General features: G+C 46.0%; 21 protein-coding genes. 6 read left to right on the top strand and 15 right to left on the bottom strand.

All coding sequences use genetic code 11. The features are described 5' to 3' along the window. Positions 1 to 24 precede the first annotated feature (24 nt). The 4 genes from OIU26_RS01010 (at position 25) to OIU26_RS01025 (ending at position 2,304) form a co-directional block, all read left to right on the top strand. Positions 25 to 588, top strand: a complete 564-nt coding sequence (locus tag OIU26_RS01010) for a beta-class carbonic anhydrase (protein WP_013371560.1) — start codon at positions 25 to 27, stop codon at positions 586 to 588. Positions 589 to 839: 251 nt separating this feature from the next. Beyond that, entirely contained in the window at positions 840 to 1,406 is a 567-nt protein-coding gene (locus OIU26_RS01015) for a PadR family transcriptional regulator (protein WP_013371561.1), read from the top strand. Between the two features lie 160 nt (positions 1,407 to 1,566). Next, complete coding sequence (locus tag OIU26_RS01020) at positions 1,567 to 2,022, top strand: hypothetical protein (protein WP_264215723.1); 456 nt, start codon at positions 1,567 to 1,569, stop codon at positions 2,020 to 2,022. A gap of 3 nt (positions 2,023 to 2,025) precedes the next feature. Continuing rightward, positions 2,026 to 2,304, top strand: coding sequence for a YxcD family protein (locus OIU26_RS01025; protein WP_017427605.1), 279 nt, complete (start codon positions 2,026 to 2,028; stop codon positions 2,302 to 2,304). Positions 2,305 to 2,400: 96 nt separating this feature from the next. On the opposite strand, the gene OIU26_RS01030 is transcribed toward OIU26_RS01025, so the two are convergent. The 10 genes from OIU26_RS01030 to OIU26_RS01075 form a co-directional block, all read right to left on the bottom strand. After that, a complete protein-coding gene (locus OIU26_RS01030) occupies positions 2,401 to 3,270 on the bottom strand; it encodes an STM4011 family radical SAM protein (RefSeq protein ID WP_264215724.1) in 870 nt (289 codons plus the stop codon). Next, entirely contained in the window at positions 3,267 to 4,694 is a 1,428-nt protein-coding gene (locus OIU26_RS01035; protein WP_264216246.1) for an STM4012 family radical SAM protein, read from the bottom strand. The genes OIU26_RS01030 and OIU26_RS01035 overlap by 4 nt, the downstream gene beginning before the upstream one ends. Positions 4,695 to 4,763: 69 nt before the next feature. Beyond that, positions 4,764 to 5,546 (bottom strand): STM4013/SEN3800 family hydrolase, encoded by a 783-nt coding sequence (locus tag OIU26_RS01040; RefSeq protein ID WP_264215725.1) that lies wholly within the window; start codon positions 5,544 to 5,546, stop codon positions 4,764 to 4,766. Beyond that, positions 5,546 to 6,880 (bottom strand): STM4014 family protein, encoded by a 1,335-nt coding sequence (locus tag OIU26_RS01045; protein WP_264215726.1) that lies wholly within the window; start codon positions 6,878 to 6,880, stop codon positions 5,546 to 5,548. Before OIU26_RS01045 ends, OIU26_RS01040 begins: the two co-directional genes overlap by 1 nt. A gap of 67 nt (positions 6,881 to 6,947) precedes the next feature. Next, positions 6,948 to 7,790: an STM4015 family protein gene (locus OIU26_RS01050; RefSeq protein ID WP_264215727.1), complete on the bottom strand. Its 843-nt coding sequence runs from the start codon at positions 7,788 to 7,790 to the stop codon at positions 6,948 to 6,950. Positions 7,791 to 8,013: 223 nt separating this feature from the next. Next, positions 8,014 to 9,480 (bottom strand): efflux RND transporter periplasmic adaptor subunit, encoded by a 1,467-nt coding sequence (locus tag OIU26_RS01055; RefSeq protein ID WP_264215728.1) that lies wholly within the window; start codon positions 9,478 to 9,480, stop codon positions 8,014 to 8,016. 70 nt (positions 9,481 to 9,550) lie between these two features. Then, a complete protein-coding gene (locus tag OIU26_RS01060) occupies positions 9,551 to 11,068 on the bottom strand; it encodes a DHA2 family efflux MFS transporter permease subunit (protein ID WP_264215729.1) in 1,518 nt (505 codons plus the stop codon). A 15-nt stretch (positions 11,069 to 11,083) separates the two neighbouring features. Beyond that, positions 11,084 to 11,737, bottom strand: coding sequence for an HlyD family efflux transporter periplasmic adaptor subunit (locus OIU26_RS01065; protein WP_264215730.1), 654 nt, complete (start codon positions 11,735 to 11,737; stop codon positions 11,084 to 11,086). 358 nt (positions 11,738 to 12,095) lie between these two features. Next, on the bottom strand, positions 12,096 to 12,908 hold the full coding sequence (locus OIU26_RS01070) for a hypothetical protein (RefSeq protein ID WP_264215731.1): 813 nt from the start codon (positions 12,906 to 12,908) through the stop codon (positions 12,096 to 12,098). 20 nt (positions 12,909 to 12,928) lie between these two features. Beyond that, complete coding sequence (locus OIU26_RS01075; RefSeq protein ID WP_016822119.1) at positions 12,929 to 13,387, bottom strand: flavodoxin; 459 nt, start codon at positions 13,385 to 13,387, stop codon at positions 12,929 to 12,931. A gap of 449 nt (positions 13,388 to 13,836) precedes the next feature. On the opposite strand from OIU26_RS01075, the gene OIU26_RS01080 reads away from it, so the two are divergent. Both OIU26_RS01080 and OIU26_RS01085 read left to right on the top strand, forming a co-directional pair. After that, on the top strand, positions 13,837 to 14,700 hold the full coding sequence (locus tag OIU26_RS01080; protein WP_264215732.1) for a class I SAM-dependent methyltransferase: 864 nt from the start codon (positions 13,837 to 13,839) through the stop codon (positions 14,698 to 14,700). Positions 14,701 to 14,708: 8 nt separating this feature from the next. Next, positions 14,709 to 15,455, top strand: a complete 747-nt coding sequence (locus tag OIU26_RS01085; protein WP_264215733.1) for an RluA family pseudouridine synthase — start codon at positions 14,709 to 14,711, stop codon at positions 15,453 to 15,455. Between the two features lie 93 nt (positions 15,456 to 15,548). Here the strand turns inward: OIU26_RS01085 and OIU26_RS01090 are convergent, their stop codons facing one another. From OIU26_RS01090 to parE, 5 genes are all read right to left on the bottom strand, one after another. After that, entirely contained in the window at positions 15,549 to 17,051 is a 1,503-nt protein-coding gene (locus tag OIU26_RS01090) for a DHA2 family efflux MFS transporter permease subunit (protein WP_264216247.1), read from the bottom strand. Then, entirely contained in the window at positions 17,035 to 17,520 is a 486-nt protein-coding gene (locus tag OIU26_RS01095) for a MarR family transcriptional regulator (protein WP_264215734.1), read from the bottom strand. The genes OIU26_RS01090 and OIU26_RS01095 overlap by 17 nt, the downstream gene beginning before the upstream one ends. A 217-nt stretch (positions 17,521 to 17,737) precedes the next feature. Beyond that, positions 17,738 to 18,208 (bottom strand): MarR family winged helix-turn-helix transcriptional regulator, encoded by a 471-nt coding sequence (locus tag OIU26_RS01100; protein ID WP_013371578.1) that lies wholly within the window; start codon positions 18,206 to 18,208, stop codon positions 17,738 to 17,740. A 275-nt stretch (positions 18,209 to 18,483) separates the two neighbouring features. After that, entirely contained in the window at positions 18,484 to 20,946 is a 2,463-nt protein-coding gene (gene gyrA, locus OIU26_RS01105; protein WP_013371579.1) for a DNA gyrase subunit A, read from the bottom strand. Between the two features lie 22 nt (positions 20,947 to 20,968). Further along, positions 20,969 to 22,948 carry a DNA topoisomerase IV subunit B gene (parE, locus tag OIU26_RS01110; RefSeq protein WP_013371580.1) on the bottom strand — a complete coding sequence of 660 codons (1,980 nt, stop codon included), beginning with the start codon at positions 22,946 to 22,948 and terminating at the stop codon, positions 20,969 to 20,971. Between the last annotated feature and the right edge of the window lie 50 nt (positions 22,949 to 22,998).

Consider the following 22,998-nt stretch of genomic DNA (forward strand, 5'->3'; position numbering starts at 1 on the left):
TATTAGAATCTGGAGGGAACTATCGTGGATCACATCCAAGAAATTTTAGAGTACAATCGTGTTTTCGTAGAAAACAAAGAATACGAGGCCTATAGAACGGGCAAGTTCCCTAACAAAAAAATGGTCATCATAACCTGTATGGATACGCGGCTAACGGAATTGCTCCCCAAAGCCATGAACCTGCGTAACGGGGATGTCAAAATTATTAAAAATGCGGGTGCCATTATTTCACAGCCTTTTGGAAGTGTAATGCGCAGTGTGCTAGTCGCTCTATATGAGCTGGGAGCAGACGAAGTACTCGTTGTAGGTCATTATGAATGCGGTATGGCTGCATTGAATGCTGATCATATGGTTAATGAGATGCTGGAACGTGGAATTTCGCAGGAAGTGCTAAGTACATTAGAAAATTCAGGTATTAAGTTAAATAAATGGTTGAAGGGTTTTGACAACATTGAAGAAGGGGTACAGACTACAGTGAAGCTTATTAAAAACCACCCCCTTCTCCCTCCCAATACGCCCGTTCATGGTATGGTAATACATCCGGATACAGGCGCGTTAACCCTTGTTGTTGACGGGAATAACCAGTAAACAGAATCCTTATCCTCAAAAGTTATCAGGGTAGTTCAGGCGCGTATATACGTGCTTAAACTACCCTGTTTCTATGAAAAAAAGCACATATACATACCGAATGACCCCAGCCAATTTTGGCTAACCTGTGAACGACTGGTGTGAAAGTTGTCAAACCATACAGTTTCAGTGTACACTTTTTATGGAGCCGCAGATTACCTGCCGCAGAGCTGTTACAACCGTTACTTTGATGGATGAAGGAGATAAGATATATGAATTTACTATCGTATGGTCTGTTGGGACTTCTCGCCAGAGAGGAATCCTCCGGCTATGATCTGATGCTGCGTATTCAGCCTTTTTGGCAGGCCAAGCACAGCCAGATCTATCCGCTACTGGCCCGTATGGAGAGCAAGGAACTGCTAGCCTCCCGATGGATTCAGCAGTCCGACAAGCCTGATAAAAAGATGTATACCATTACGGACAAGGGAATCCATATGCTTCAGCAATGGTCTCAGGAAACGTTAGCTGCTCCGGTTACACGGGATGAATTAAGCCTTCGACTATTCTGTCTCTGGTTGACGGACAAAACTAGCGCCAATCGTATGCTAGAGGAACGCAAACGTTATTTTATTCAGAAAATCCGTCATCTAGAGGATATACTGAACGACATTCCCGCAGAAAATTTACACTTTGGCAGTAAGAATTTCGGTGACTATATTCTAGTACAAAAAGGGCTTATGAATGCCAAAGCAGGCCTGGAATGGTGCCAAATGGTGCTGCGCATGCTGCTTGCCGGTGATGTCAGAGCGGACACTAATCCGTTTTTACTTAAACCCTAAAGCAAAATGCTTTTATCAATCCATGCATGGGATTTATGTACGTTATCGTTTAATTTTTTAAAATTTAAAATTCTTTGAAACCCTTTTCCATACTATATCGTATTACGGGTAAGCTGTTGTTTGACCTATAACACAAATTACTAAGGGGGATTATATTTACATGAAAAAGACATTCACTTTGAAAAATATGATGATGATGATGATGGCTTTCACCCTACTCATTGCTATGATCGCACCATCTACAGCTGATGCAAGGCGTGGTGGCGGATTTAAATCCGGACCAAAATCATACCAATCTACACCAAGCAAGGCGAATGACAGCAGCGGCATCAATAAGTCTGATAGTGGAACTAAATCTAGTGCGGCTACGGGCAACACAAGCAGAACTGGTGGATTCCTCGGCGGTGGCGGTGGATTCCTCAAAGGGATGATGCTGGGCGGCTTGGCAGGTATGCTCTTCGGCGGATTGTTCGGCAACATGGGTGCATTGGGTAGCTTGCTTGGCCTGGCCGTTAACGTTCTAGCTATTTATGTCCTGATTATGGTTGGTGTAGGGATCTACCGAGCTATCAAAAATCGCCGTAGACCCGATGATTCGCGTGGAGGACGTTACTAAGTTATGATTTTAAGCATGGATGAGATTGTCAATGCCATTTGTCTGCATATGGCTGAACGCAAGGGCGTACAACCGACCGATGTGGTTGTGGAGCTAAGCTGGGATGAGGATACAGGCTATACAGCCGAAGTTCATGTCCAGGGACGCAGTCAATATCTGGTGGAAGCCAATATGATTGAAGCCATTCTGAGATACCTTCATTCCGAATACAATATTCGTGCCTATCGCGAGCAGGTCAGATTGGATCTGGATGAAGAAATTACCGCTATTGTCCAAACTTAATTAAATTGCATAGGACCGTCGTACAAACTTGTTTCAAAACAAAAGAACCGCTCTTTGCCTGGTGGCAAGGGCGGTTCTTTTTCTGCTCTTTTCTCTCTAATAGATCGTCATGGTTGTACGCGGCACCCTTTCAAGCAAACCACTACCATACATTTCCCGAAATGGCTGCTCTTCCATATGGATATAACCGATATAACAGCCACATTCTTTCATCCGGCACGGACGCTGGGCGCTCAGCTCCTCCAGACCGTCTCTGTACAGGTGCCCAATCACACGTCGATCCTGATAGCAGTGTTTTACTCGCCCGTCACCTTGGACGTAGAATACATCTGCTCCCGCACGACATGCTCTCCCCTGGCTGCTATAATCCTTTAAATTCCATTGAAAATAGGGATCTATCTCAGTTAATTCGGCAACCTCGGCATCCGTATAATAATGTGGTCGGTCCTTGTAGGCGTTGATCCACATATAAACTTCTTTTGGAAGTTGCGCCCGCAAGGAACGAATAGCCGGGAACGCCTGTCTCAATCCAACTGTACCGACACTATAGGAAATGCCAAGTTCATATAGCTTCATAGCCTGCGATATAAAAGCTTGCTCTTTGGTTTCTCCAGGATGATAAGTAGCCCACAGTGCAGCCGTATCTGGATTCAGTTCGTTTGTCCAATCCAGCTTAGCCGATAGATTCGTCTGTACCGCCACTTTTTCCACATGCGCCATGTGAGAAAACTCAATCATAGCCTTACGATACCAGGAATGAATCAAGGCTTCTCCGTACGGATTAAAAAAAATGGAGAGCTGGTGCCCCAAAGCACCCTGCTCCCGTACCCAATCAGCAAAACGCTCCAACTGCGCCCGATCCTTGTTCAACGTTTCCCGACTATCGACGTTTTTACTGAATGGGCAGTAAGGGCAAGCATAGTTGCACGAGGTCAACGAACCACGATAATATAAGGTCGATCTCATGCGCCTACATATCCTTCCATAAGCTCGCGTACTGATGTGGAGATCATCCAGTCTCCAATCGCATCGGAATAAGCCATTCCTTCCTCCGTAAGTCGAAGCGTGCCCTCCTCGACCACAGCCATACCCGATTCCAGTAGCAGCGACATTCCTGTAAAATCGTCTTCCAGGGATACACCAAAGCGCTCTGCATAGGCACATAGCTCCAAACCTTCCCGATGAAGAAGCGCCTTCAGGATAAAGCGCCGCTTACGCTCATCCGCATTTAAAATAAAGCCGTAGTCAGCCAGATCATAACGCTCCGCCGCCACATAATCCGCGATAATACTACGTGTAGCTGCTGTACTGACACCATACCGGCTGGCATAGTGTACATCGCGTGTATAAGAGCGTGCACCACACCCCAATCCAGCCATGCCCTCCTCCTGACAACTGTAGGGTAAAAGCTCTTTGCTAGATGTACCCTCATTTTTAGCAAAACGGCGCATGGAATATTGTACATATCCTGCCTGTTTGAGTCGTTCGCGTGCTACTTCATACAAGCTAAGGCGAATATCATGATCCAGCCCGGTATAGCCAGGCTTTAAAATCGTATTTTCACGAATGTATAACGGGTAAAGAAAAATCTCTCCTGGCGAATAGGACAGGGCTTCCTCGAGAGAATACAGCCAGGTTTCCACCGTTTGACCAGGCAGACCATAGATCAGATCCACGTTGAGCAAAGGAAAATTGTATTCTACCAGCCGCTCAAGTGCTTCTCTAACAAGCTTGGGCTTCTGAGGTCGGTATATGGCGGCACTTTCTGATTCCACAAAGCTCTGGATTCCCATGCTGACACGATCTGTACCGCGGCGCTTAAGCACCTCCAGCCTATCCTCAGTTACAGTATCGGGAGAGGTTTCGACTGAAATAGAAGCTCGCTTGGGGTCCAATCCCATAATATTTTCCGCAATGTCAAATAAACGCTCCACCAAAGGAGCCTCCAATAAGGTCGGCGTACCACCGCCAATCGCAAAACGCGAAAAAGGCCGACCGCCCATAATTGGGGCCCATTGCCGAGCTTGTCTTTCTAGCGCATCCACATACTCCTTGTGCACATCCTGGCGCTTATCCGGTAAAGTGAACAGGTTACAAAATCCACAGCGAGCTGCGCAAAACGGTATATGCATATACAAAAAATAGCTTTCCAACTCTTCTTTCTCCCACAATTCCTGCAATGAAAGCGGTGTATCGAACGAACGATAGGCCGTTTTATGCGGGTAAGAGTACAGATAGGAGCGATAGGGAGCTTCTCGGATCGTACGTGCCCATTCTACAGGAGTATCCGGCCACTGAAATCTAGTCGTTACTAATTTTGTGTCCATTCCCGGAGAAGTTTGGGTTGCTGCGCCCATCGGATGTAGGTGATTCAGATTCATGGCTTTCATTTCTGCTCCTTCCTCGCGCTGGATTGGATTCTTGATCATTTACCAGTGCAAACTACGTTTCTTTTTGTCCTACAGTATAAATTCGCGGTAAGGCACATTCCACACTACCTCATGCGCCAGACGATGCCCTTCGTAGCCGTCTTCGCCATAAGCTGTACCATGATCGGAAAAAGCCATGCAAAACGTCTTGCCACGCTTACGCAAAGCATCAAACAAGCGTCCAAGTTCACCATCCACATACCGCAAAGCTGCTCGTTGAGACTCTACTGAATCTTTTGAAGAGCCCTTTACAAAATAATGATTAGGCCCATGGATTGCTGATACATTCAGAAACAAAAACAAGCGCTGTGCAGGGTCTGCCTTTTCCAACAGCTTCAAGGCATGATTCACCTGATGCTCTGTTGAACGAGGGTTGGTAACGCCAAAGTTCATGCGCCAGTAGCTCTCTTGAAAATATCCGGGCAGCACCTTGGCCAGCTTGTTCTTCTTCGTGAAAAAAATAACGCCACCGATACAGATCGTCCGATAGCCCTCGTTCTCCAGCCCGGACACAATGTCCGGAGCATCGAACAGCCAGGTATGTGGATGCGTTCGCAATCCCGTATCCTTTGTGTGAAACAGCCTGATATGTGAAGCCTTATCTGTATTGGCCGGAGTCGGTAAAAATCCGCCAAAAAAAGCATGGTGTGCAGCATATGTAAAGTTCCCTGGTGTATGGCGCTTTTCCCACGACCCGGAGCCGCATAAATTCGGGCAGTTTTCTTCCTCCAGCTTGGCTACATCATAACGCAGGGTATCCAGTGTAATCATGACAATATCATGAGAGCCGACAATTTGATTCATATCAATCATTATCTGTCTTTCCTTTCCAAAACTACGCTCCTATTAGCAAGGTGCAGCATTTCCCATTCATATGGATTCCAACCCTGATACTCAACCCGATACAGTAAATCACCGAACGGATTAACATCCAATACATAGGGACGACCACCGTGAGCCGGAACGAGCACATCCAGTCCAGCAACCATAGACGCCGGAAAAACCCTCATGGCGGCTTTTGCAGTATGCTGGACCGATTCTACCGTATTCTGTGGTAGTCCGGCTTCCTCCAGCAAGATTCGCTCATTACGCAAATGTAGATTTGTAATGGGGCTATGACTCAAACGTAAAACCGCATGACAAGCTTCTGATTCACACACGAGTTGACGCACATCATAAACACGTCCGTTCAGGGTCGCTTTGGGAATCCAGCGTTCCACATGTACCCCTTCCAAACATAGCCAGTTAAGGATGGCATGAATATCCTGCTTGTCTGTATAACGACGCAATCGTCCGGCATTGTAATACACACGCTGTCCGTGTATGATCTCTGTTCCAATCGTAGTTACCGCCAGCTCTGCATATGTCTTGGGATGTACCTGATATGCCATAACACCAGAAGCACCTGACCCGCAAAATATTTTCACAAATACGCGGTGAAACCCACTCTCTTTCATAGCTGTATGCAGATCGACAGCATCACGAAATACACCGCCTGAAGCTGTAAGCACAGGCGGGACCCTGATGTCTGCCTGGTCTAATACGGCGCTACAACGCCGTTTGTCAAACATGACGGCTACTTCCGCAGGATCGTTCATCCAGCGCGACGAAGGCCAGAGCCGATCTACTTCATGCCGCAGCCAAGCCAGCAGACGGCAATAGCCCCGGAACCATTGTGCCGGGTGCCAAATGCGACCATGCTGCTCCTGCAAACGGCGCGCTTCTGCCGCCAGTATACCTGTGCCATGTGCCCATTCCGGCCATGGCAACAAAGATTCGTCTCCCTCGGCATCCGGGGCGCCCAGAGCAATCAATTCCCGCTCTACCTCAAAGTTTTCGCCCGGTGCATCCAGACGTAGCAATGGACCTCTGTCCACCCGCCCTGCCAGTAATTGATCAATGCTCTCTTGCACATGGACACTGCCATTCACGCTATCTTGCGCAGCTTGTGCAGCTATCCTGACCATCAGTTCGCGCAGACTGCGCTTCTCTCGAATGGCCCCCAACACATCTGTATAGGAAACCTCCAGAGCTGGCGGAAGCATTAATCTGCTTCGTGCTTCCTGCAGCCCCGTAGTTCGACGATTCCCCGAATTACCGAACAAGATAAACGGCTCGTTGACATTACTATCCCACATCTTCATCATAGAGCCGCCTCACTTTTATTCTTTTTAATTTTAAAGTCAATCCGTTTTAGAAATCCATTGGAGCAAATTACTCTGTCAGTGATGGATAGCGCCAATCATCTTCTTCATCTGCTTCTTGTTGATCTTCTACGTTCACAGATAAACCTGAGCTTTTCCAGCGTTCCATCATTTCACTAGACATATAATGATAGCTCAAATCCAGATGTTTTAGCCCTTTTATACTTTCACTAGCCAGCAGCGCTTCTGCACCTTGATCAGACAATGTACCTTGTGAGAGATCTAGCACTTCCAGTTGTCCAATCACAGGGGCATTAGCAGCAGCAATGGCAATTTCATCCTGTATCTCACTGTCTTTGAGTCCCAAGTATGTAAGTTTGGGAAAAGGATTGCTGTCTAAAAACGGTAAAATATCTTCCAGTTTACCGTCAAAACCATAATCCTCGACACCCAAATACAGCTCCAGCTTGCGCAGTTCAGGCAATTCGGCATTACGGATTTGCTGAAGGACGCTCACAGGCAGACCGCCACAAATAATAACTAATTCTTGAAGATGATTATGGCGAAGTGGTTCCAAGCTCAGGTCCTGGCTTCCTTTAATATGTAAGGATTCAAGCTTTGGAAACGCTTCTAACAGCGGCGACAGATTCGTTTGGTTAATCCATGATACCTCACACTCATCATATTCCATATCACCAATAAACAGCTTGCGTACCTTAGGAAATTGATCTTTTAGCTTCACTAACACTGGTATAAAATCATCTGGTGAATTTTCATAGGCGCCGCCCCAATCTCCAATGATCAGATCCGTAACTTGGGCACTCTCCGGCTTGGCTGCCAGTTCTTCAATAGATTTAGCCATCGTTTGGCCATTCTCATAAGCTTCATAATCTACAACCAATTTCACTTCCATCTCACAATTCCTCCGATCGCTTGTCTGAGATCTCGTAAACTATCTATTTCCAATTTAGTCTATCCTATTCTACCAATGTTCGTCAAAAAAAGTCCCAAATCGACATTAATTCTATGTAAAATGTGCAAATGAAATAAAAACAAGACAGCCCACTTGCGGGCTGCCTTGGAATGTATCCATAATAAATTTCTACTATTATAAAGAACGCAAGTTTAGAACCAAGTTATTGGGTAATTGTAATCGGTGAGTTATCGGTCAGCAATGCCAGATTATTCACGATCACATTCTCTTCCTTGCTCAAGCCACTGGTAATGAGTGTTTGTGAACCTGTCGTTTGAACAGTCTTCACTTCCTTGCGTTTCGCATGGTCGCCGTTTACTACATATACATATTCTTTACCTTGATCCTTTTGAACTGCCGCAGTAGGAACAACAATGCCTTCTTGCGCATTGGCAGCGACAAAGCTGATATCAGCCAACATGCCGGATTTCAGTTTCATGTCTGGATTGGCTACTGAGATTTTTACAGGATAACCTTTTCCGCTTGCATCCAACGGGCTTACATTTTTGACTGTACCTGTTGTTACAATGTTGGAAGCTGCAACACGAACCTGTACCTTGTCACCTGCTTTTACATTGTTGATCTGTTCCGCAGGGACATAGATCAATGTATTGACCGTACTCAGGTTAGCAATGACTAGCGCAGGAGACTGAGCGGATACCATTTCGCCCACTTCTGCATTTTTCGTACCCACAATACCGTTGATCGGTGATGTAACAACAGTGTCATCCAATGCATCCTGAGCAATGTTTACATTCAGTTGTGCCTGCTTAAGAGATTGTTGGCTAGACTCAATGCCAGCCGTATTTTGAGATACTTTAAGTTGATTTTGCGCATTGCTGTAGCCGCTGTTGGCATTACTGTAGCTATTTTTTGCTGACTCATAGCTGTTGCGGGCTGTAGTTAGAGCCTTTTGAGCTGCTATCAATTGATCTTTTGCATTAGCCTGCGCATTTTGTGCATTATTATAAGCCGCTTCCGCATTCACAACTGCGGTTTTTGCTTGTTCTAATTGTGCTTGGGTGCTCGCACCAGCATCAAACAGACTTTGTGTACGGGTTACATTCTTTTGTGCATCTGCCAATGCTTGCTGTGTTTGTTTCACCGTATTGGCTGCCGAGGAGACACTATGTGTCGCTTGTTCTACGGCTGTAGTTGCTTGATTAATAGCTCCCTGAGCCTGATTGATTGCGCTTTGGGATTGAATCACACCGCTTTTGGACTGCACTAAGCCCGAAGTTGCTTGAACCATCGTTGATTCATGGGATGCTTGAGCGGTGCTTACGCCTGCTGCTGCTGCGGCGGCGGCGGCACGGGCTTTTGCAACATTGTTACGCATATCCTTATCGTCAAGCTTGAATAGTACTTGACCCTTTTTAACCTCAGAACCAATATCCACAGGCAGCTCAACCACTTTACCGCCTACTTTAGGCACAATATTGACTGTTTCCGAAGGAGTTACCGTACCTGTATAAATATTGCCCTGTCCGATAATCCCCTGCTGTGCTTGACTAATTTTAACCGGTACGACCATGTCCTGAGCCGCTCCGCTATTACTGGAGCAGCCTGCCAGCACTGCGCCGCCGAGGACTAAAGCCGCTAATGTACTTTCTACTCTCAATATTTTCATGATAATTCCCTTTCTTTCTGTCCGTGGAAATAATGTAAGCCATCCAGTCGATATTTTGTATTTCTCTTTATTAAGCTTCCGGCTGTGTCTTTGCTTTCTTCCTCTGAATAAACAAAAAGATGAGTGGAATCGTGCAAAACAGCGGTATAGATGAAATGAGGAACGTATCCCCAATTCCTCTCGATGTAGCATCCAGTGTGATTAAACTACTTATGGATGACATCCATGAGCTACCCAATGTCGCTTGTAGCGTATGAGCCGAGTCTTGTGTAATGGACTCCGAAATTTGCTGGGCATGGGCAGCTGAACGGCTTTGCATAATGGCGGTCAGTACCGCAATCGCCATAGATGCAGCCACGGTACGTACCAGATTGGACGCTGTAGACGCATTGGCTACCTTGCTCGGATGAACAGCATTCATGCCGACCGTGGACAATGGCATCATGCAAATACCAATTCCCAGACCCCGTAATGCCATTACGGTTTCCAACCAGGCATGCGAAGTATCTGGCGTAAGCTGATGAAGATGATAGGTCATAAAGCTGGTTAACGTCAGGCCCACAAGTCCCAAAGGCACAATGCCGAACTTATCGAACAGCTTCCCGGCAATAGGCATCATCGCCGCCATGGCAATGGCCTGTGGAATGAGGATAATACCAGTATCAATCGGTGACACGCGCTGAATATTTTGCAAAAACAACGGTGTTAGGAACGTTCCCCCGTACATCCCCATCATGACCAGGCTGGAGGCGATAACACTAATCGTATACTTTGAATTCTTGAATAATGAAATTTCAATTACAGCATTATCCTTGCCGCTTTCTACATAGATGAGAAAGACAAGTGCCCAGAAAGAAATAAACAGCAGAGATACAATCCCAAAAGAAGTCCAGCCATCACGCTGGCCGTTTGTCAGTGCGTACAAGAGTGTCCCTGCACAGGTTGCCGCCAGTAAAAATCCTGGCAGATCAAACGGTTTCGGCGTAACCTTAGGCGGCTCCTTGATGAGAAGGATGACCATTAAAATGCCAAATAAAGCAACCGGCAGACTGACAATAAACAAGAAACGCCAGTTAAACCATTCAATTAAGTAGCCACTCAGCGTAGGCCCTACAGCTGGTGCGGCCATTGCAGCGATACCCCATATACCAAGGGACATCCCGATTTGTTCACGCGGCATAATTTTGTAAATAATCGTCATACTCAGCGGCATAATGACACCGCCGCCCAGACCAGCCAATACACGCGCTGCAATCAGGGAAGAATCACTCCATGCAAAAATACATATTCCTGTCCCCAGCGAGAACACGCTGAGCGCAAGAATCAAAAACTTTTTGTATCCGATACGCTGCTCCATATATCCGGTAATCGGGACGATTACGCCGGATGCAAGCGTGTAACCTGTAATAACCCACTGAATACGTGTCGTCGTTGACCCTAAATCCGTCGTCAATCGTGGAATGGCGACATTGATCAGACTGTTGTTCAGAATGGCGACAAAGGCGCCTAAAACGATAGCAAAAAAGGCAAGCCAGCGTTCTTTGGAAGAATCTGTCGAAGGAGCAGCAGCAGTTTCATTGGCAGCCACATGGACCCCTCCTTTTTAAGATGTATGAATTTTTACTTCCACGTTCGTTCCAGGGATAAGCTTCATGTCCTTCGGCTTGTTCACAGCAATTTCTACAGGTACACGTTGAGTCACCTTATTAAAGTTACCACTTGTGTTCACAGCAGGAACGAGCGAAAACACTGCATTGGAAGCTTCGCCCACTTTACGAACCTTACCCTGAATGACCTGATCGCCTGCAGCATCAAGCGTAATGTCAACAAGCTGTCCTGGTTTAATACGGTTAATATCGGTTTCTTCAATATTCGTGGATACATACAGGTTGTTCATATTAACCATAGTCGCTACAGCACTACCCGGTGTTCCAATTTCATGTTCTTTCGAATAAATCTTAATAACAGTTCCGTTAATCGGCGCACGCAGCACAGACTTGCTAATCATGCTTGCATCCAGTCCTGATACATCCTGTTCGGCAATCGGTTCATTGCGTTGCAGCACATCGCCTTCTTCAACATCAATGTGGCTAATCTCACCGGAAATTTGCGGCATCACCTTATACTGATCGGCTTGAATGCGCGCATCGTCACTTTTAACAAAGTGTGTTGCCTGATACCAATAATAGTAGCCAATAGCTCCACCACTCAGAATGAGCAGCACGATGAGAATCGGCAATACAGTTTTCTTACTCACTTGTTCCACCCCTGTTGTCCAAAAAATTTTTATTATTCAACGCTAATATTTTAAAATTGAAATATTAGGGCATTAAACCAAATCTAGAGCATAAATAAACACATGGCAGCAAGCCATGCACAAGACAGGACTTATTTATGTACGTAGGACAAGCTGATCCATATTCCACAAACCGTCTTTATTATATTTAAATATTTTCATATAACTATTGTACATTGAAATATTATAGATATATTTATCTATTCAGGCAATATAAATTTTCAGTTTTTTCAGAATTTTTTTTCACAAAAAAGAACCTTGTTTCCAAGGCTCTTTCATGAAAAGGGATAGTTTACATTTAAAGGTTCACACAATAAACCTAAGAGAAAAGCGTAGGTCCAAATGACCGATCCCTACAGTTTTTCGCCTCCCGCTCTTCCTTTTTGTCCTTATTCGCTCTGTTCTGCTGAGAACCTTGCTGCCCCATACATCCCCTACAACGACAGCGTTCTGCCATCCCATGCATATCCTCTCTGGAGTCTTTTAATAGTCGTACGTAATCCAAAGATTGCTGTAAAGAAGCCGAGCCAGGAAGAAAACGAACCTTCTTGCCTTCTAGCAGACAGTATACTTCGATAAGCTGAGGAAGAGCTCCAAATGCATAGTAACAAAATACATTTGTTAAATGTTGAAAAGTACTAATAACGTTAGGGTTGTAGTCCACCATATACTTTTGAATCAGTAATGAATCTGCTTGTTCTGATTGTTGCCAGGCTGCCTGAATAATCAGCGAAATATCAACCTCCAACTCAGGCACCGCTGTACAAAATTGTTCATACAACATCACAGGCACCAATAAGTCATTATTTAAGGCACATATTTTTGACAACTCGCCTGACACTTTATTTTTGACATCCCAGTAATGGAACAAGGATTCAAAACTGTTCGACTCCTTAGGCCACCACTTCTCCAGCACATACTGGACAGGGACTTCTCGCCGTACCTCTACTTCCATTCCAAAGTATTCGTTCAGCGCATGCCCTATCGCATATTGAACCCGTTGCCGCCAATTCCAACCCTCACGCCCTCGTTTTCTCTGTGATTGACGGATTGGCTGCGGAGTTCTCCACATCTCCTCAAGCTGATAGTCGTGCAGAAGAGGAAAGCCGCTTAAGCTATCGCTATTGCGCATACCTATCCCTCACTCTCTTCTCAGGACACTCCAATACCAGCCTGCGCAAATTGTCTTCCGTAAGCCCGGCAATTCTCCTTCTCATCATCGAGTGGATTGAATTCAATCTTCAGACTCTCCTGAATGACCGATGCGCCGCGTTCTTTGACTTTTTCCTCTACCAAGTCCACTGCGCCACAGAATTGTGTATAAGATGTATCTCCACTGCCAAATACAGCAGTCTTTTTACCAGACAGATCAAGCTCGTCTAGTTCCTCATAAAAATCTAAAAATTCATCAGGAAGCTCACCATCTCCCCATGTATATACACCCAACAGGAATCCATCATATGCAAGCAATTCTTGCGCGCTGCAATCATACGAAGCCTTCAACTCCGCCTCATGCCCTGCCTGACGAACACCCTCGGCAATCAATTCCGCGATTTCTTCTGTATTACCGGTCATGCTAGCATAAGCAATCATGATTTTACCCAAGTTCATCCCTCACCTTTATTTGAAATATGGGATGCTTTCATTCCCTATTACTCAAATAATATTTGATAATGATTCTCATTGTCAAATACTAATTTCAATCATCAACTGTATTTTGGTAAACATATACGCAAAAAAGTCGCATTATATGCGACTGTTCACAATTAAAATCTATGGATAGATGCGAAAACATTATGTACGTACAACATAATCCATCTTTCATAATTAGAATGAAAATCGGATAGTTGTACGTACAAGTGGGATTGATTTCATTTTAATATGGAAGCGCTCTAATTACAAGTACATCCGAAAAAAATATTTTTGCTCTGTCTAACTACTTACTTATTCGTGGAATCATTCGATTGTTGCTAAGGTTTGTTGTACAATAGACTCCATATGGGGATTTTACGCAGCTTACTGCCTAAATCCTGAATTGACTGCTGAAGGATGGATTGTACATGTATGTAGCACAAGAGTGGAAAGACTATGAAGTAATGGATACAGGCGGTGGTGAAAAGCTGGAACGTTGGGGCAATATTGTCCTGCGTCGTCCCGATCCGCAAATCATATGGCCTTTGACCCAGGAAACAGCGGAATGGCGCAATGTTCATGGGCATTATCACCGCAGCTCTTCCGGGGGAGGCCAATGGGATATGAAAAAACCTATCCCCGAGCGCTGGACGATTAGCTATGGACCGCTTAAATTCCACATTAAACCGACCAGCTTCAAGCATACTGGCCTTTTCCCAGAGCAAGCAGCCAACTGGAGCTGGATGATGGATAAAATTAAAGGCGCGGGCAGACCCATTTCCGTACTGAACCTGTTTGCATACACAGGAGGAGCCACGACTGCCGCAGCGTATGCCGGAGCCAGTGTAGTTCACGTGGATGCCGCCAAAGGTATGGTGCAGTGGGCAAAGGAAAACGTTCAATTGTCCGGCCTGGCTGACCGTCCGGTACGCTTCATTACGGACGACGTGTTCAAGTTCGTGCAACGGGAACAACGTCGAGGCCACCGTTATGATGCCATTATTATGGACCCTCCTTCTTACGGACGTGGACCTAATGGAGAAACCTGGAAGCTTGAAGAAAGCTTATATCCGTTCCTTGAATCCTGCATGAGCATCATTTCAGATCAACCCTTGTTTATGCTGATCAACTCCTACACGACGGGTATTTCACCTACTGTATTGCGTAACATGCTGAGCATGACGATGCAACAAAAGTATGGGGGCCAAATTAGCGCTGGTGAAATCGGATTGCCGATCACACGCTCAGGATTGAATTTGCCTTGTGGTATTCTCGGACGCTGGGAGGCTTAATTCCTCTTATGAATCAAGATGAACTTACTCGGCAAGAGCATGCACAGCCGAATATTCCCGTACTATATGAGGACAACCATGTCCTGGCGGTTGTAAAGCCTGTCAATGTTCCGACACAGGAGGATGCCAGCGGTGATCCCGATCTGCTGTCTTTACTCAAGGAAGATTTGAAAATCAGACACAATAAGCCTGGTAACGTCTTTTTAGGTTTAGTTCACAGGCTGGATCGGCCTGTAGGCGGAGCCATGATTTTTGCTAAGACGTCCAAAGCTGCTTCTCGCCTGTCAGAGTCGGTTCGAACTCGTCATTTTCACAAGCTGTATACAGCTGTTCTGAATGGCGTTCCTGCGGCTCTCCAAGGCCGTCTAACCCATTACCTGCTAAAGGACAGCCGTACCAACACGGTCAAAACGGTTCGACCCGGCACGGCCGGTGCCAAGGAAGCCATTTTGGAATACCGCGTTATCGGACAGGCTGCTGGACTCAGTCTTGTGGAAATTAAGCTGCACACCGGACGCTCGCACCAAATTCGCGTACAGATGCAGGCAATCGGCTGTCCCCTCTATGGGGACCAAAAATATGGCGGTAATCTGAGCCGTCCTGGTCAACAGCTGGCCCTCTGGTCCTTGCTCGCTGGAGCACCGCATCCGGTCAGCAAAGAAGCGATGAGCTTCCACTCACTGCCTCCTGTCCAATTTCCTTGGAGTGAGTGGCCCTTGTCGCTTTATGAGAAGATGATTACGTCGGAAAATTGAGCAGACCTACTACAAAGAACCCGCACTGCATGTAAACAAACATGCAATGTGGGTTCTCTTTTTGCACAAAAGCAAATTAAAATGTATCCATGCTTATGATGAGGAAGCCACGGTCTTCCCCTTCTCGCTGTTGACCAGCTGTTGACGGGAACGAGCGTTTTGTGCATTCGTATTTTTGATGAAAAACGCTAAAACCAAAGCCGTCACGCTCAATAGTGTAGCAATGATAAAAGCCGAGTTAATACCGTAAATTGTAGCTTGATTGCCAGCAGCCAGCATTCCTGCTTTGTCCGTAACGTTCAGTCCTTCAGATGCAACCATCGTGGTTAAACGATTGCTGGTTTGAGTAGACATTACCGTCACTAGAATTGCTGTCCCAATCGAGCCCGAAATCATACGCAGCGTATTGCCCATCGCTGTACCATGGGCATTCAATCGTTGTGGAAGCTGATTCAGTCCGGCCGTTTGGATCGGCATCATCAGCAACGACATCCCGAACATCCGTACCGTATAGTTGATTAAGAGTGTCAAATAGGTGGTTGATACGGTTAAACGTGTGAATTCCCATGTCGTTACAGTCATGATCAACAACCCAATTACAGACAGCCAGCGCGCTCCAATTCGGTCAAAAATAGCCCCCGTCACAGGAGACATGATCCCCATCAGAATCGCTCCTGGTAGCATTAGCATACCAGACTGGAGTGGTGTAAATCCGCGAATATTTTGCAAATAAATCGGAAGTAATATCATACCAGCGTACAGAGCCATCGTCACAATAACATTAATGATTGTCGTCAAGCTGTACACATCGTATTTAAAGATACGGAACTCCAGCATAGGCTCATCTACCTTCAGTTGTCGGACAATAAATAAAATAAGCGCAATCGTCCCGACGATGAGTGTAGACAGGACTGGAATACTTCCCCAACCTGATGTTCCAGCATCACTAAAGCCGTATAACAGCCCGCCGAAACCGAGTGTAGACAAAATAACACTGAGAATGTCCAGCTTAGGCTTGGATTGCTCGGTTACATTTTTCAGAAAAATAAATCCGATCACAATCGAAATCACGGAAATCGGCAGGATAATCCAGAACAATACTCGCCAGTCATAATGCTGCACTATATAACCAGATAAGGTTGGTCCAATGGCTGGAGCAAACCCCATCGCAAGCCCCAGCGTTCCCATTGCACGGCCACGACGCTCTATTGGGTAAATGTTCAAGATAACGACCATCATTAATGGCATCATTATCCCTGCACCCGCAGCCTGAATAAGCCGACCGATTAGCAAGATACTAAAACTCGGCGCTATTGCACATAACAGCGTGCCGATTGAAAAAATAGTCATCGCACTAATAAACAATTTACGAGTAGAGAAACGGGCAATCAGGAATGCGGTCACCGGGATTAATACCCCGTTTACGAGCATAAAGCCTGTGCTAAGCCACTGAGCTATATTGGCATCTACATTCAGATCACTCATCATTTTCGGTAAAGCCACACTTATCAACGTCTGGTTTAAAATCGCAACAATTGCGCCAATCAACAGAGCGGCCACAATGGGTGCTCTGCGGACATTACCTGGTAGTGTCATTTGAGGACTGCTCAAGTTGATTCATTCCCTTCGGTGTTAATTTCATGATCATTTGTTTATGAACATCCAAGAGCAACTCTAGCTGCTCCTTCGGGATGTCCAGAATTGGCAAGACGCGTTCCATCCACATGGCATCTACCTTTTGTATGATATCTTTTCCTTCTGGCGTAAGCGTCAGTACTAAAGATCTGCGATCATGCTCATGCCGTCCACGAGCGATATATCCCGCCTTGGTCAAGCGGTCAACCACCCCGCTCATAGAGCTGCTTCCCACATGAGCTATCTCTGCCAGCTCAGATAACCCAATATTGGGACGTTTATTTAGAATGGCCAAAGCCATGTGCTGAATCGCCGTCAGATCCAAATGCTGCTCCTCATTCCAGAAAGCATAAAATATTGTCTTGTTAACCTCCCTTACCGATTGAATAATCCGGTACACCTCAAGTCTGTCTTCCTCTCTGTTACACACTAGAACCATCCTTCTTCCCAATACATATTCTTTACCCATATACACAAACAAGCAACTATTCGTATACGAATTGTTATTGATTTATAACTATTATTTTATCATCTCTTATGTAAATGTCAACATTCCCCCAAACACTACCTATACTTGGGACACAAAAAAGCGCGGAAATGATACCATGATCGGCATCTATCCGCGCATTTCTATTCGCCTTAGAAAGCTATTCTGCTCGCTCTATTTGTTCCTTTATTCCCTCGTTTTCACTGGCTGATACAGCAGTTTTCGACTTCGTTGTAATTTTCCCCAACAAATAAACCAGCAAATTCTGATTGTGCTGAGATATTCGGTTTAGTGCAGAACCCAGAAAATCGTCCCTGATTTGCAATCCACGCTCCACTTCTTCTCTACCTTGATCTGAAATAACAATCCATACAATTCTACGGTCCTTTACGTCTCTGAACCGGGTGACCAGTCGATTCCGCTCCATCCGATCCAATAGCATCGTAACTGCCGCAGGTGTGGTGGCGAGATATGGGATAAGTTGAGACGGCTTCATGCGGCCGTATTCGTTCAGAACCTCCAGCACCGTGAGTTGAGCCTCAGTTAGTGATGGAGCTAGTTGCTGCTCCATATGAACCTTGTAGTCCTTAGCCATTCTGGACCAGATTTTTGCAAATTCGGTCGTTTGCATTTTGCCTCACTCCTTTGAATAACAGGGTCAGTAAAAGCATCAAAGTTACCGTATGGGCCACCGTCCGGATTGTATTTCATCACATTAAATTTTCGCCATTTCCCCTCAGTTTCCTGCCGTTTTTGGAGCATCAAATGAAAAGGGGAAGGAAGTCTCACTTCGGATTTGGAGGCAGGTCAAGGTTCGACAGCATGACGGCAAAAAGGTCCTCATTCGTGCCGGAATGGCACGTGAGGACCTCTCTTTTTCGAGCTAAAAAACGCTTGACTTTACAATTATTCTACTGTCTGCGAACTCTGAGGTTCACTACGCGGCAGCACATTTACAATTTCGTCCTTCTTCTCCACAGGAGCCAGCAGCTTGCCTGTATCCTTGCGGTCGGTTAAAGGAGCTTTTTCCGAAAGGAAGGACATCGTCTGCCCTTCTGATGTGATGACAAATAATTGAACAGCTTCACGACAATAGAAGGCAGCCACAATTCGAGTTCCGTTCGAACGCACCCGCTTGCCTTCCTTGAATTCGAAGGTGCTGATTCCTTTACCGCCTCTTCCCTGAGAAGGATAATCCAGCAGTAGCGTACGCTTACCGTAACCGGATTCGGTCAGTACCAGCACCTCTCCTTCATCCTCTTCTACCCATAGTGCTGCGACAATTTCATCGCCTTCCGCCAGTTGTATACCTTTGACTCCCGCTGAAACGCGGCCCATGGCATTAACCTCTTGCTCCTTGAAGCGTATGCTCATCCCCGCACGGGTAATCAACATTATATCCTTGCTATTATCGCTTAACGTTACTGATAGTATCTCATCGTCGCCAGCCACCTTACAGGCTGCTACAGCACTGGAACGCTTTGTGGCATATTCTGTAAGTTCAGTTCGTTTGACTTGCCCTTTCTTCGTTACAAACACCAGGCTTTTGCCGATTTCCTCCATGTTTTTGATCGGAATAACGCTAACGATCCGATCTTCCTTCGCTAGCGAAATGACATTGACAATTGGAGTGCCCGGCTCTTTCCACTTATACTCTGGTACCTGGTGCACAGGCAGCAAAAAGTATTGTCCACGCTGGGTGAAGACGAGCAGCACATCGAGTGTATTCACGTCAAGGAACTGGGTAATGTAGTCCCCTTCTTTAACACCTGAGTTTGAACGTTCCCCGCCAGAGCGAGTGAACGACAGCATACTCGTACGTTTCACATAGCCATCTTTCGAGAGGGTCAGCAACACATCCTCTGCCGCAACCATGACTTCCAGGTTTACCTTAATTTCTTCTACCTCACCCTGTATCTCCGAGCGACGGTCAATACCGTACTTTTCACGAATTTCCAGCAGTTCCTTGCGGATCAGACTGATCAGCTTGCGGTCGCTATCCAGAATAGAACGATATTGAGTAATTTTCTTTTGAATGTCAGCAAGTTCTTTTTCGAGAGTTGTAATTTCAAGATTCGTAAGACGGTACAATTGCAGAGTCAAAATGGAATCCGCTTGTCGTTCACTAAAGCCAAACATCCATTGCAAATTATTTTGTGCATCCTGACGATTTTTAGAAGCTTTAATAGCCGCGATGACCTCATCCAGAATGTTCAGCGCCTTGACTAAACCTTCCAGTACATGTGCGCGATCCTCCGCCTTTTCCAGTTCAAACTTGATACGGTTTGTGACAACCTCGCGCTGGTGAGCTATATACGCTTCCAAAATGGACTTTAATCCAAGCTGGTGTGGTGCTTTGTTTACGATGGCTACCATATTGAAGTTATAAGCCACCTGGAGATCAGTTTTTTTCAGCAGATATGCCAAAATACCTTCCGCATCCGCTTCCTTCTTCAGCTCGACAACAATACGCAGGCCATTTCGCCCGCTCTCGTCACGAACCTCGGCAATCCCTTCTACCTTTTTCTCCAAACGGATGTTTTCCATAGCGGTTACAAGCCTGGATTTAACAACCTGGTATGGAATCTCTGTAATAACCAGTTGCTGCTTGCCTCCACGCAAAGACTGAATTTCCGTTTTGGAACGGATATAAATACGTCCTTTGCCTGTTCTGTAAGCATCCTTGATGCCTTCGCCACCCATAATGAGTCCGCCAGTCGGGAAATCCGGACCTTTAATAAAGGTCATAATCTCTTCTAGCTCGATCTGCGGCTTTTCCATCACTGCGATGGTGGCGTCAATCACCTCACGCAAACTATGAGTTGGAATTTCCGTTGCAAATCCCGCTGAAATCCCGCTGGATCCGTTTACCAACAGATTAGGATAACGGGATGGCAGCACAACAGGTTCCTTTGCCGAGTTATCAAAGTTATCCTTGAACAAAACCGTACGTTTTTCGATATCACGCAGCATTTCCATTGCGATCGGAGACAAGCGTGCCTCCGTGTAACGCATAGCTGCCGCAGGATCGTCGTCCTGAGAACCCCAGTTGCCGTGACCATCCACCAGTACGTGGCTCATTTTCCAAGGCTGCGCCATCCGTACCATCCCATCGTAAATAGATGAATCACCATGAGGATGGTAATTACCCATAACGTCCCCAACGGTTTTGGCGGATTTGCGATACGCTTTTTCCGGGGTATTACCCGAATCGTACATCGCGTACAGTATTCGGCGTTGCACAGGCTTTAATCCATCCCGTACATCAGGTATCGCCCGATCCTGAATTATATATTTGGAATATCGGCCAAAGCGGTCACCGACCATTTCCTCCAGATAAGCTGGCAAAAATTGCTCCGATAAGCTCATGTCTACACCTCATTTAATAGCACTACTCTACGTATTCCGTGAAATCCACGTTTTCCACGATCCAGCGCTTACGTGGATCCACCTTATCACCCATCAATGTGGACACACGGCGTTCAGCTTTGGCAGCATCCTCAATCTGAACGCGCAACAGGGTGCGTGACTCGGGATTCATTGTCGTTTCCCATAACTGATCAGGGTTCATCTCCCCGAGTCCTTTATAACGTTGAAGCTCAAAATTCCGTCCAAATTCTTTTAAGTAATTATCAAGCTGCTCGTCAGTCCAGGCATAACGAACCGTTTCGAGCTTACCCGACTTGCGGGTTATTTTATACAATGGCGGCTGAGCAATAAATATGCGTCCTGCATCAATGAGTTCTTTCATGTACCGATAAAAGAACGTCAACAACAGTACTTGAATGTGCGCGCCATCCGTATCTGCATCAGTCATAATGATGATTTTGGAATAATTGCTGTCTTCCAGCGTGAACTCTGTTCCTACCCCCGCGCCAATCGCTGCCGTAATCGCACGGTACTCATCATTTTTCATAATATCCGCCAATTTTGATTTTTCCGGATTCATCGGCTTGCCCTTTAACGGCAAAATTGCCTGGATTTTGGAATCCCGTCCCTGCTTGGCCGATCCTCCAGCCGAATCGCCTTCCACGATAAATAACTCATTACGTGTAAAATCCTTAGACTGCGCAGGCGACAGTTTGCCATTCAAATTAGAACTTTCACTGCGTTTCTTGCCAGAACGCATTTCGTCCCGAGCCTTACGTGCAGCTTCACGCGCTTTGGATGCTTGAACTGCCTTTCTGATCAAGGTTTGCGCTATCTGTGGATTTTCCTCCAAAAAGCGCTGCATTTGTTCAGATACGATGGCATCCACTGTACTCCGCGCCGAAGCACTACCCAGCTGATCTTTTGTCTGACCGACAAATTCAACCTCGGCCATCTTGACACTGATTACAGCCATCATACCCTCACGCAGATCGTTACCTTCCAGGTTTTTATCCTTTTCCTTCAACATCGCTGTTTTGCGTGCATAGTCGTTCATGATACGAGTGTAAGCGGTTTTGAAGCCTGTTTCATGCGTACCCCCGCCACGTGTCGGAATGGAGTTAACGAACGAAGCAATCGTCTCTGTGTAGCCGGCATTGTATTGGATGGCAATCTCCACTTCAATGTCTTCTTTCTCGGCATTAAAGTGAATAACATCATGCAATACATCCTTACCCTCATTCAAAAAAGAAACAAACTGACTTGCTCCACCCTCATAAAAATATTCATCTGACTTTCCGCTGCGTTCGTCTTTAAGCTGAATACGAAGGCCGGAATTCAGAAAAGCAATCTCCTGAAGGCGTTCAGCCAGCGTATCGTAGTTAAAATGAATTCCTGACTGAAAAACGCGAATATCCGGTTTAAATGTAATTTTCGAGCCCGTCTTGTTAGTATTGCCCAGCACTTCAAGGCCTGTGGTCGGTTCACCGACATGCTCCACGCCCTTCTTGTCCTGCCAATATTCAAACCGCTGACGATGAATCTTGCCGTCCCGGTAGATTTCCACTTCAAGCCATTCCGAAAGAGCGTTCGTTACAGACGCACCTACCCCATGCAGACCCCCGGACTTTTTATATCCCGAACCGCCAAACTTACCTCCGGCGTGCAAAATGGTGAATACAACTTGAGGCGTAGGAATTCCCATTTTGTGCATTCCCGTAGGAATACCGCGCCCGTTGTCTGATACTGTAACAGAACCGTCCTTATGCATTGTGATATCAATGCGAGAGCAAAACTTGGCGAGATGTTCATCCACCGCGTTGTCTACAATTTCCCATACCAAATGATGCAGTCCCGAAGAACTGGTGCTCCCGATGTACATGCCCGGCCGTTTGCGAACTGCCACAAGCCCTTCGAGCACTTGAATGTCGTCCGCGCCATATTCTGAAGCTCCGTTCTGTGTACCGGAAGCTCCCGCAGACAAGTCGATTTTGTCGACCATTCATGCTCCCCCTTTGTCTAATCGTAACCGTGTTTTGCCTTATTCTTGAT

This window comes from Paenibacillus sp. BT-177 (assembly GCF_025846815.2).
In the GTDB taxonomy this organism is placed as follows: Bacteria; Bacillota; Bacilli; order Paenibacillales; family Paenibacillaceae; genus Paenibacillus; species Paenibacillus polymyxa_C.

What these genes read in the sequence shown, in the direction of transcription:
- OIU26_RS01030 (WP_264215724.1), bottom strand. Translation starts at nt 3,270, where the DNA reads ATGAGATCGACCTTATATTATCGTGGTTCGTTGACCTCGTGCAACTAT.
- OIU26_RS01025 (WP_017427605.1), top strand. Translation starts at nt 2,026, where the DNA reads ATGATTTTAAGCATGGATGAGATTGTCAATGCCATTTGTCTGCATATG.
- OIU26_RS01020 (WP_264215723.1), top strand. Translation starts at nt 1,567, where the DNA reads ATGAAAAAGACATTCACTTTGAAAAATATGATGATGATGATGATGGCT.
- OIU26_RS01015 (WP_013371561.1), top strand. Translation starts at nt 840, where the DNA reads ATGAATTTACTATCGTATGGTCTGTTGGGACTTCTCGCCAGAGAGGAA.
- OIU26_RS01035 (WP_264216246.1), bottom strand. Translation starts at nt 4,694, where the DNA reads ATGAAAGCCATGAATCTGAATCACCTACATCCGATGGGCGCAGCAACC.
- OIU26_RS01080 (WP_264215732.1), top strand. Translation starts at nt 13,837, where the DNA reads ATGTATGTAGCACAAGAGTGGAAAGACTATGAAGTAATGGATACAGGC.
- OIU26_RS01075 (WP_016822119.1), bottom strand. Translation starts at nt 13,387, where the DNA reads ATGAACTTGGGTAAAATCATGATTGCTTATGCTAGCATGACCGGTAAT.
- gyrA (WP_013371579.1), bottom strand. Translation starts at nt 20,946, where the DNA reads ATGAGCTTATCGGAGCAATTTTTGCCAGCTTATCTGGAGGAAATGGTC.
- parE (WP_013371580.1), bottom strand. Translation starts at nt 22,948, where the DNA reads ATGGTCGACAAAATCGACTTGTCTGCGGGAGCTTCCGGTACACAGAAC.
- OIU26_RS01100 (WP_013371578.1), bottom strand. Translation starts at nt 18,208, where the DNA reads ATGCAAACGACCGAATTTGCAAAAATCTGGTCCAGAATGGCTAAGGAC.
- OIU26_RS01085 (WP_264215733.1), top strand. Translation starts at nt 14,709, where the DNA reads ATGAATCAAGATGAACTTACTCGGCAAGAGCATGCACAGCCGAATATT.
- OIU26_RS01070 (WP_264215731.1), bottom strand. Translation starts at nt 12,908, where the DNA reads ATGCGCAATAGCGATAGCTTAAGCGGCTTTCCTCTTCTGCACGACTAT.
- OIU26_RS01055 (WP_264215728.1), bottom strand. Translation starts at nt 9,480, where the DNA reads ATGAAAATATTGAGAGTAGAAAGTACATTAGCGGCTTTAGTCCTCGGC.
- OIU26_RS01050 (WP_264215727.1), bottom strand. Translation starts at nt 7,790, where the DNA reads ATGGAAGTGAAATTGGTTGTAGATTATGAAGCTTATGAGAATGGCCAA.
- OIU26_RS01045 (WP_264215726.1), bottom strand. Translation starts at nt 6,880, where the DNA reads ATGATGAAGATGTGGGATAGTAATGTCAACGAGCCGTTTATCTTGTTC.
- OIU26_RS01040 (WP_264215725.1), bottom strand. Translation starts at nt 5,546, where the DNA reads ATGATTGATATGAATCAAATTGTCGGCTCTCATGATATTGTCATGATT.
- OIU26_RS01090 (WP_264216247.1), bottom strand. Translation starts at nt 17,051, where the DNA reads ATGACACTACCAGGTAATGTCCGCAGAGCACCCATTGTGGCCGCTCTG.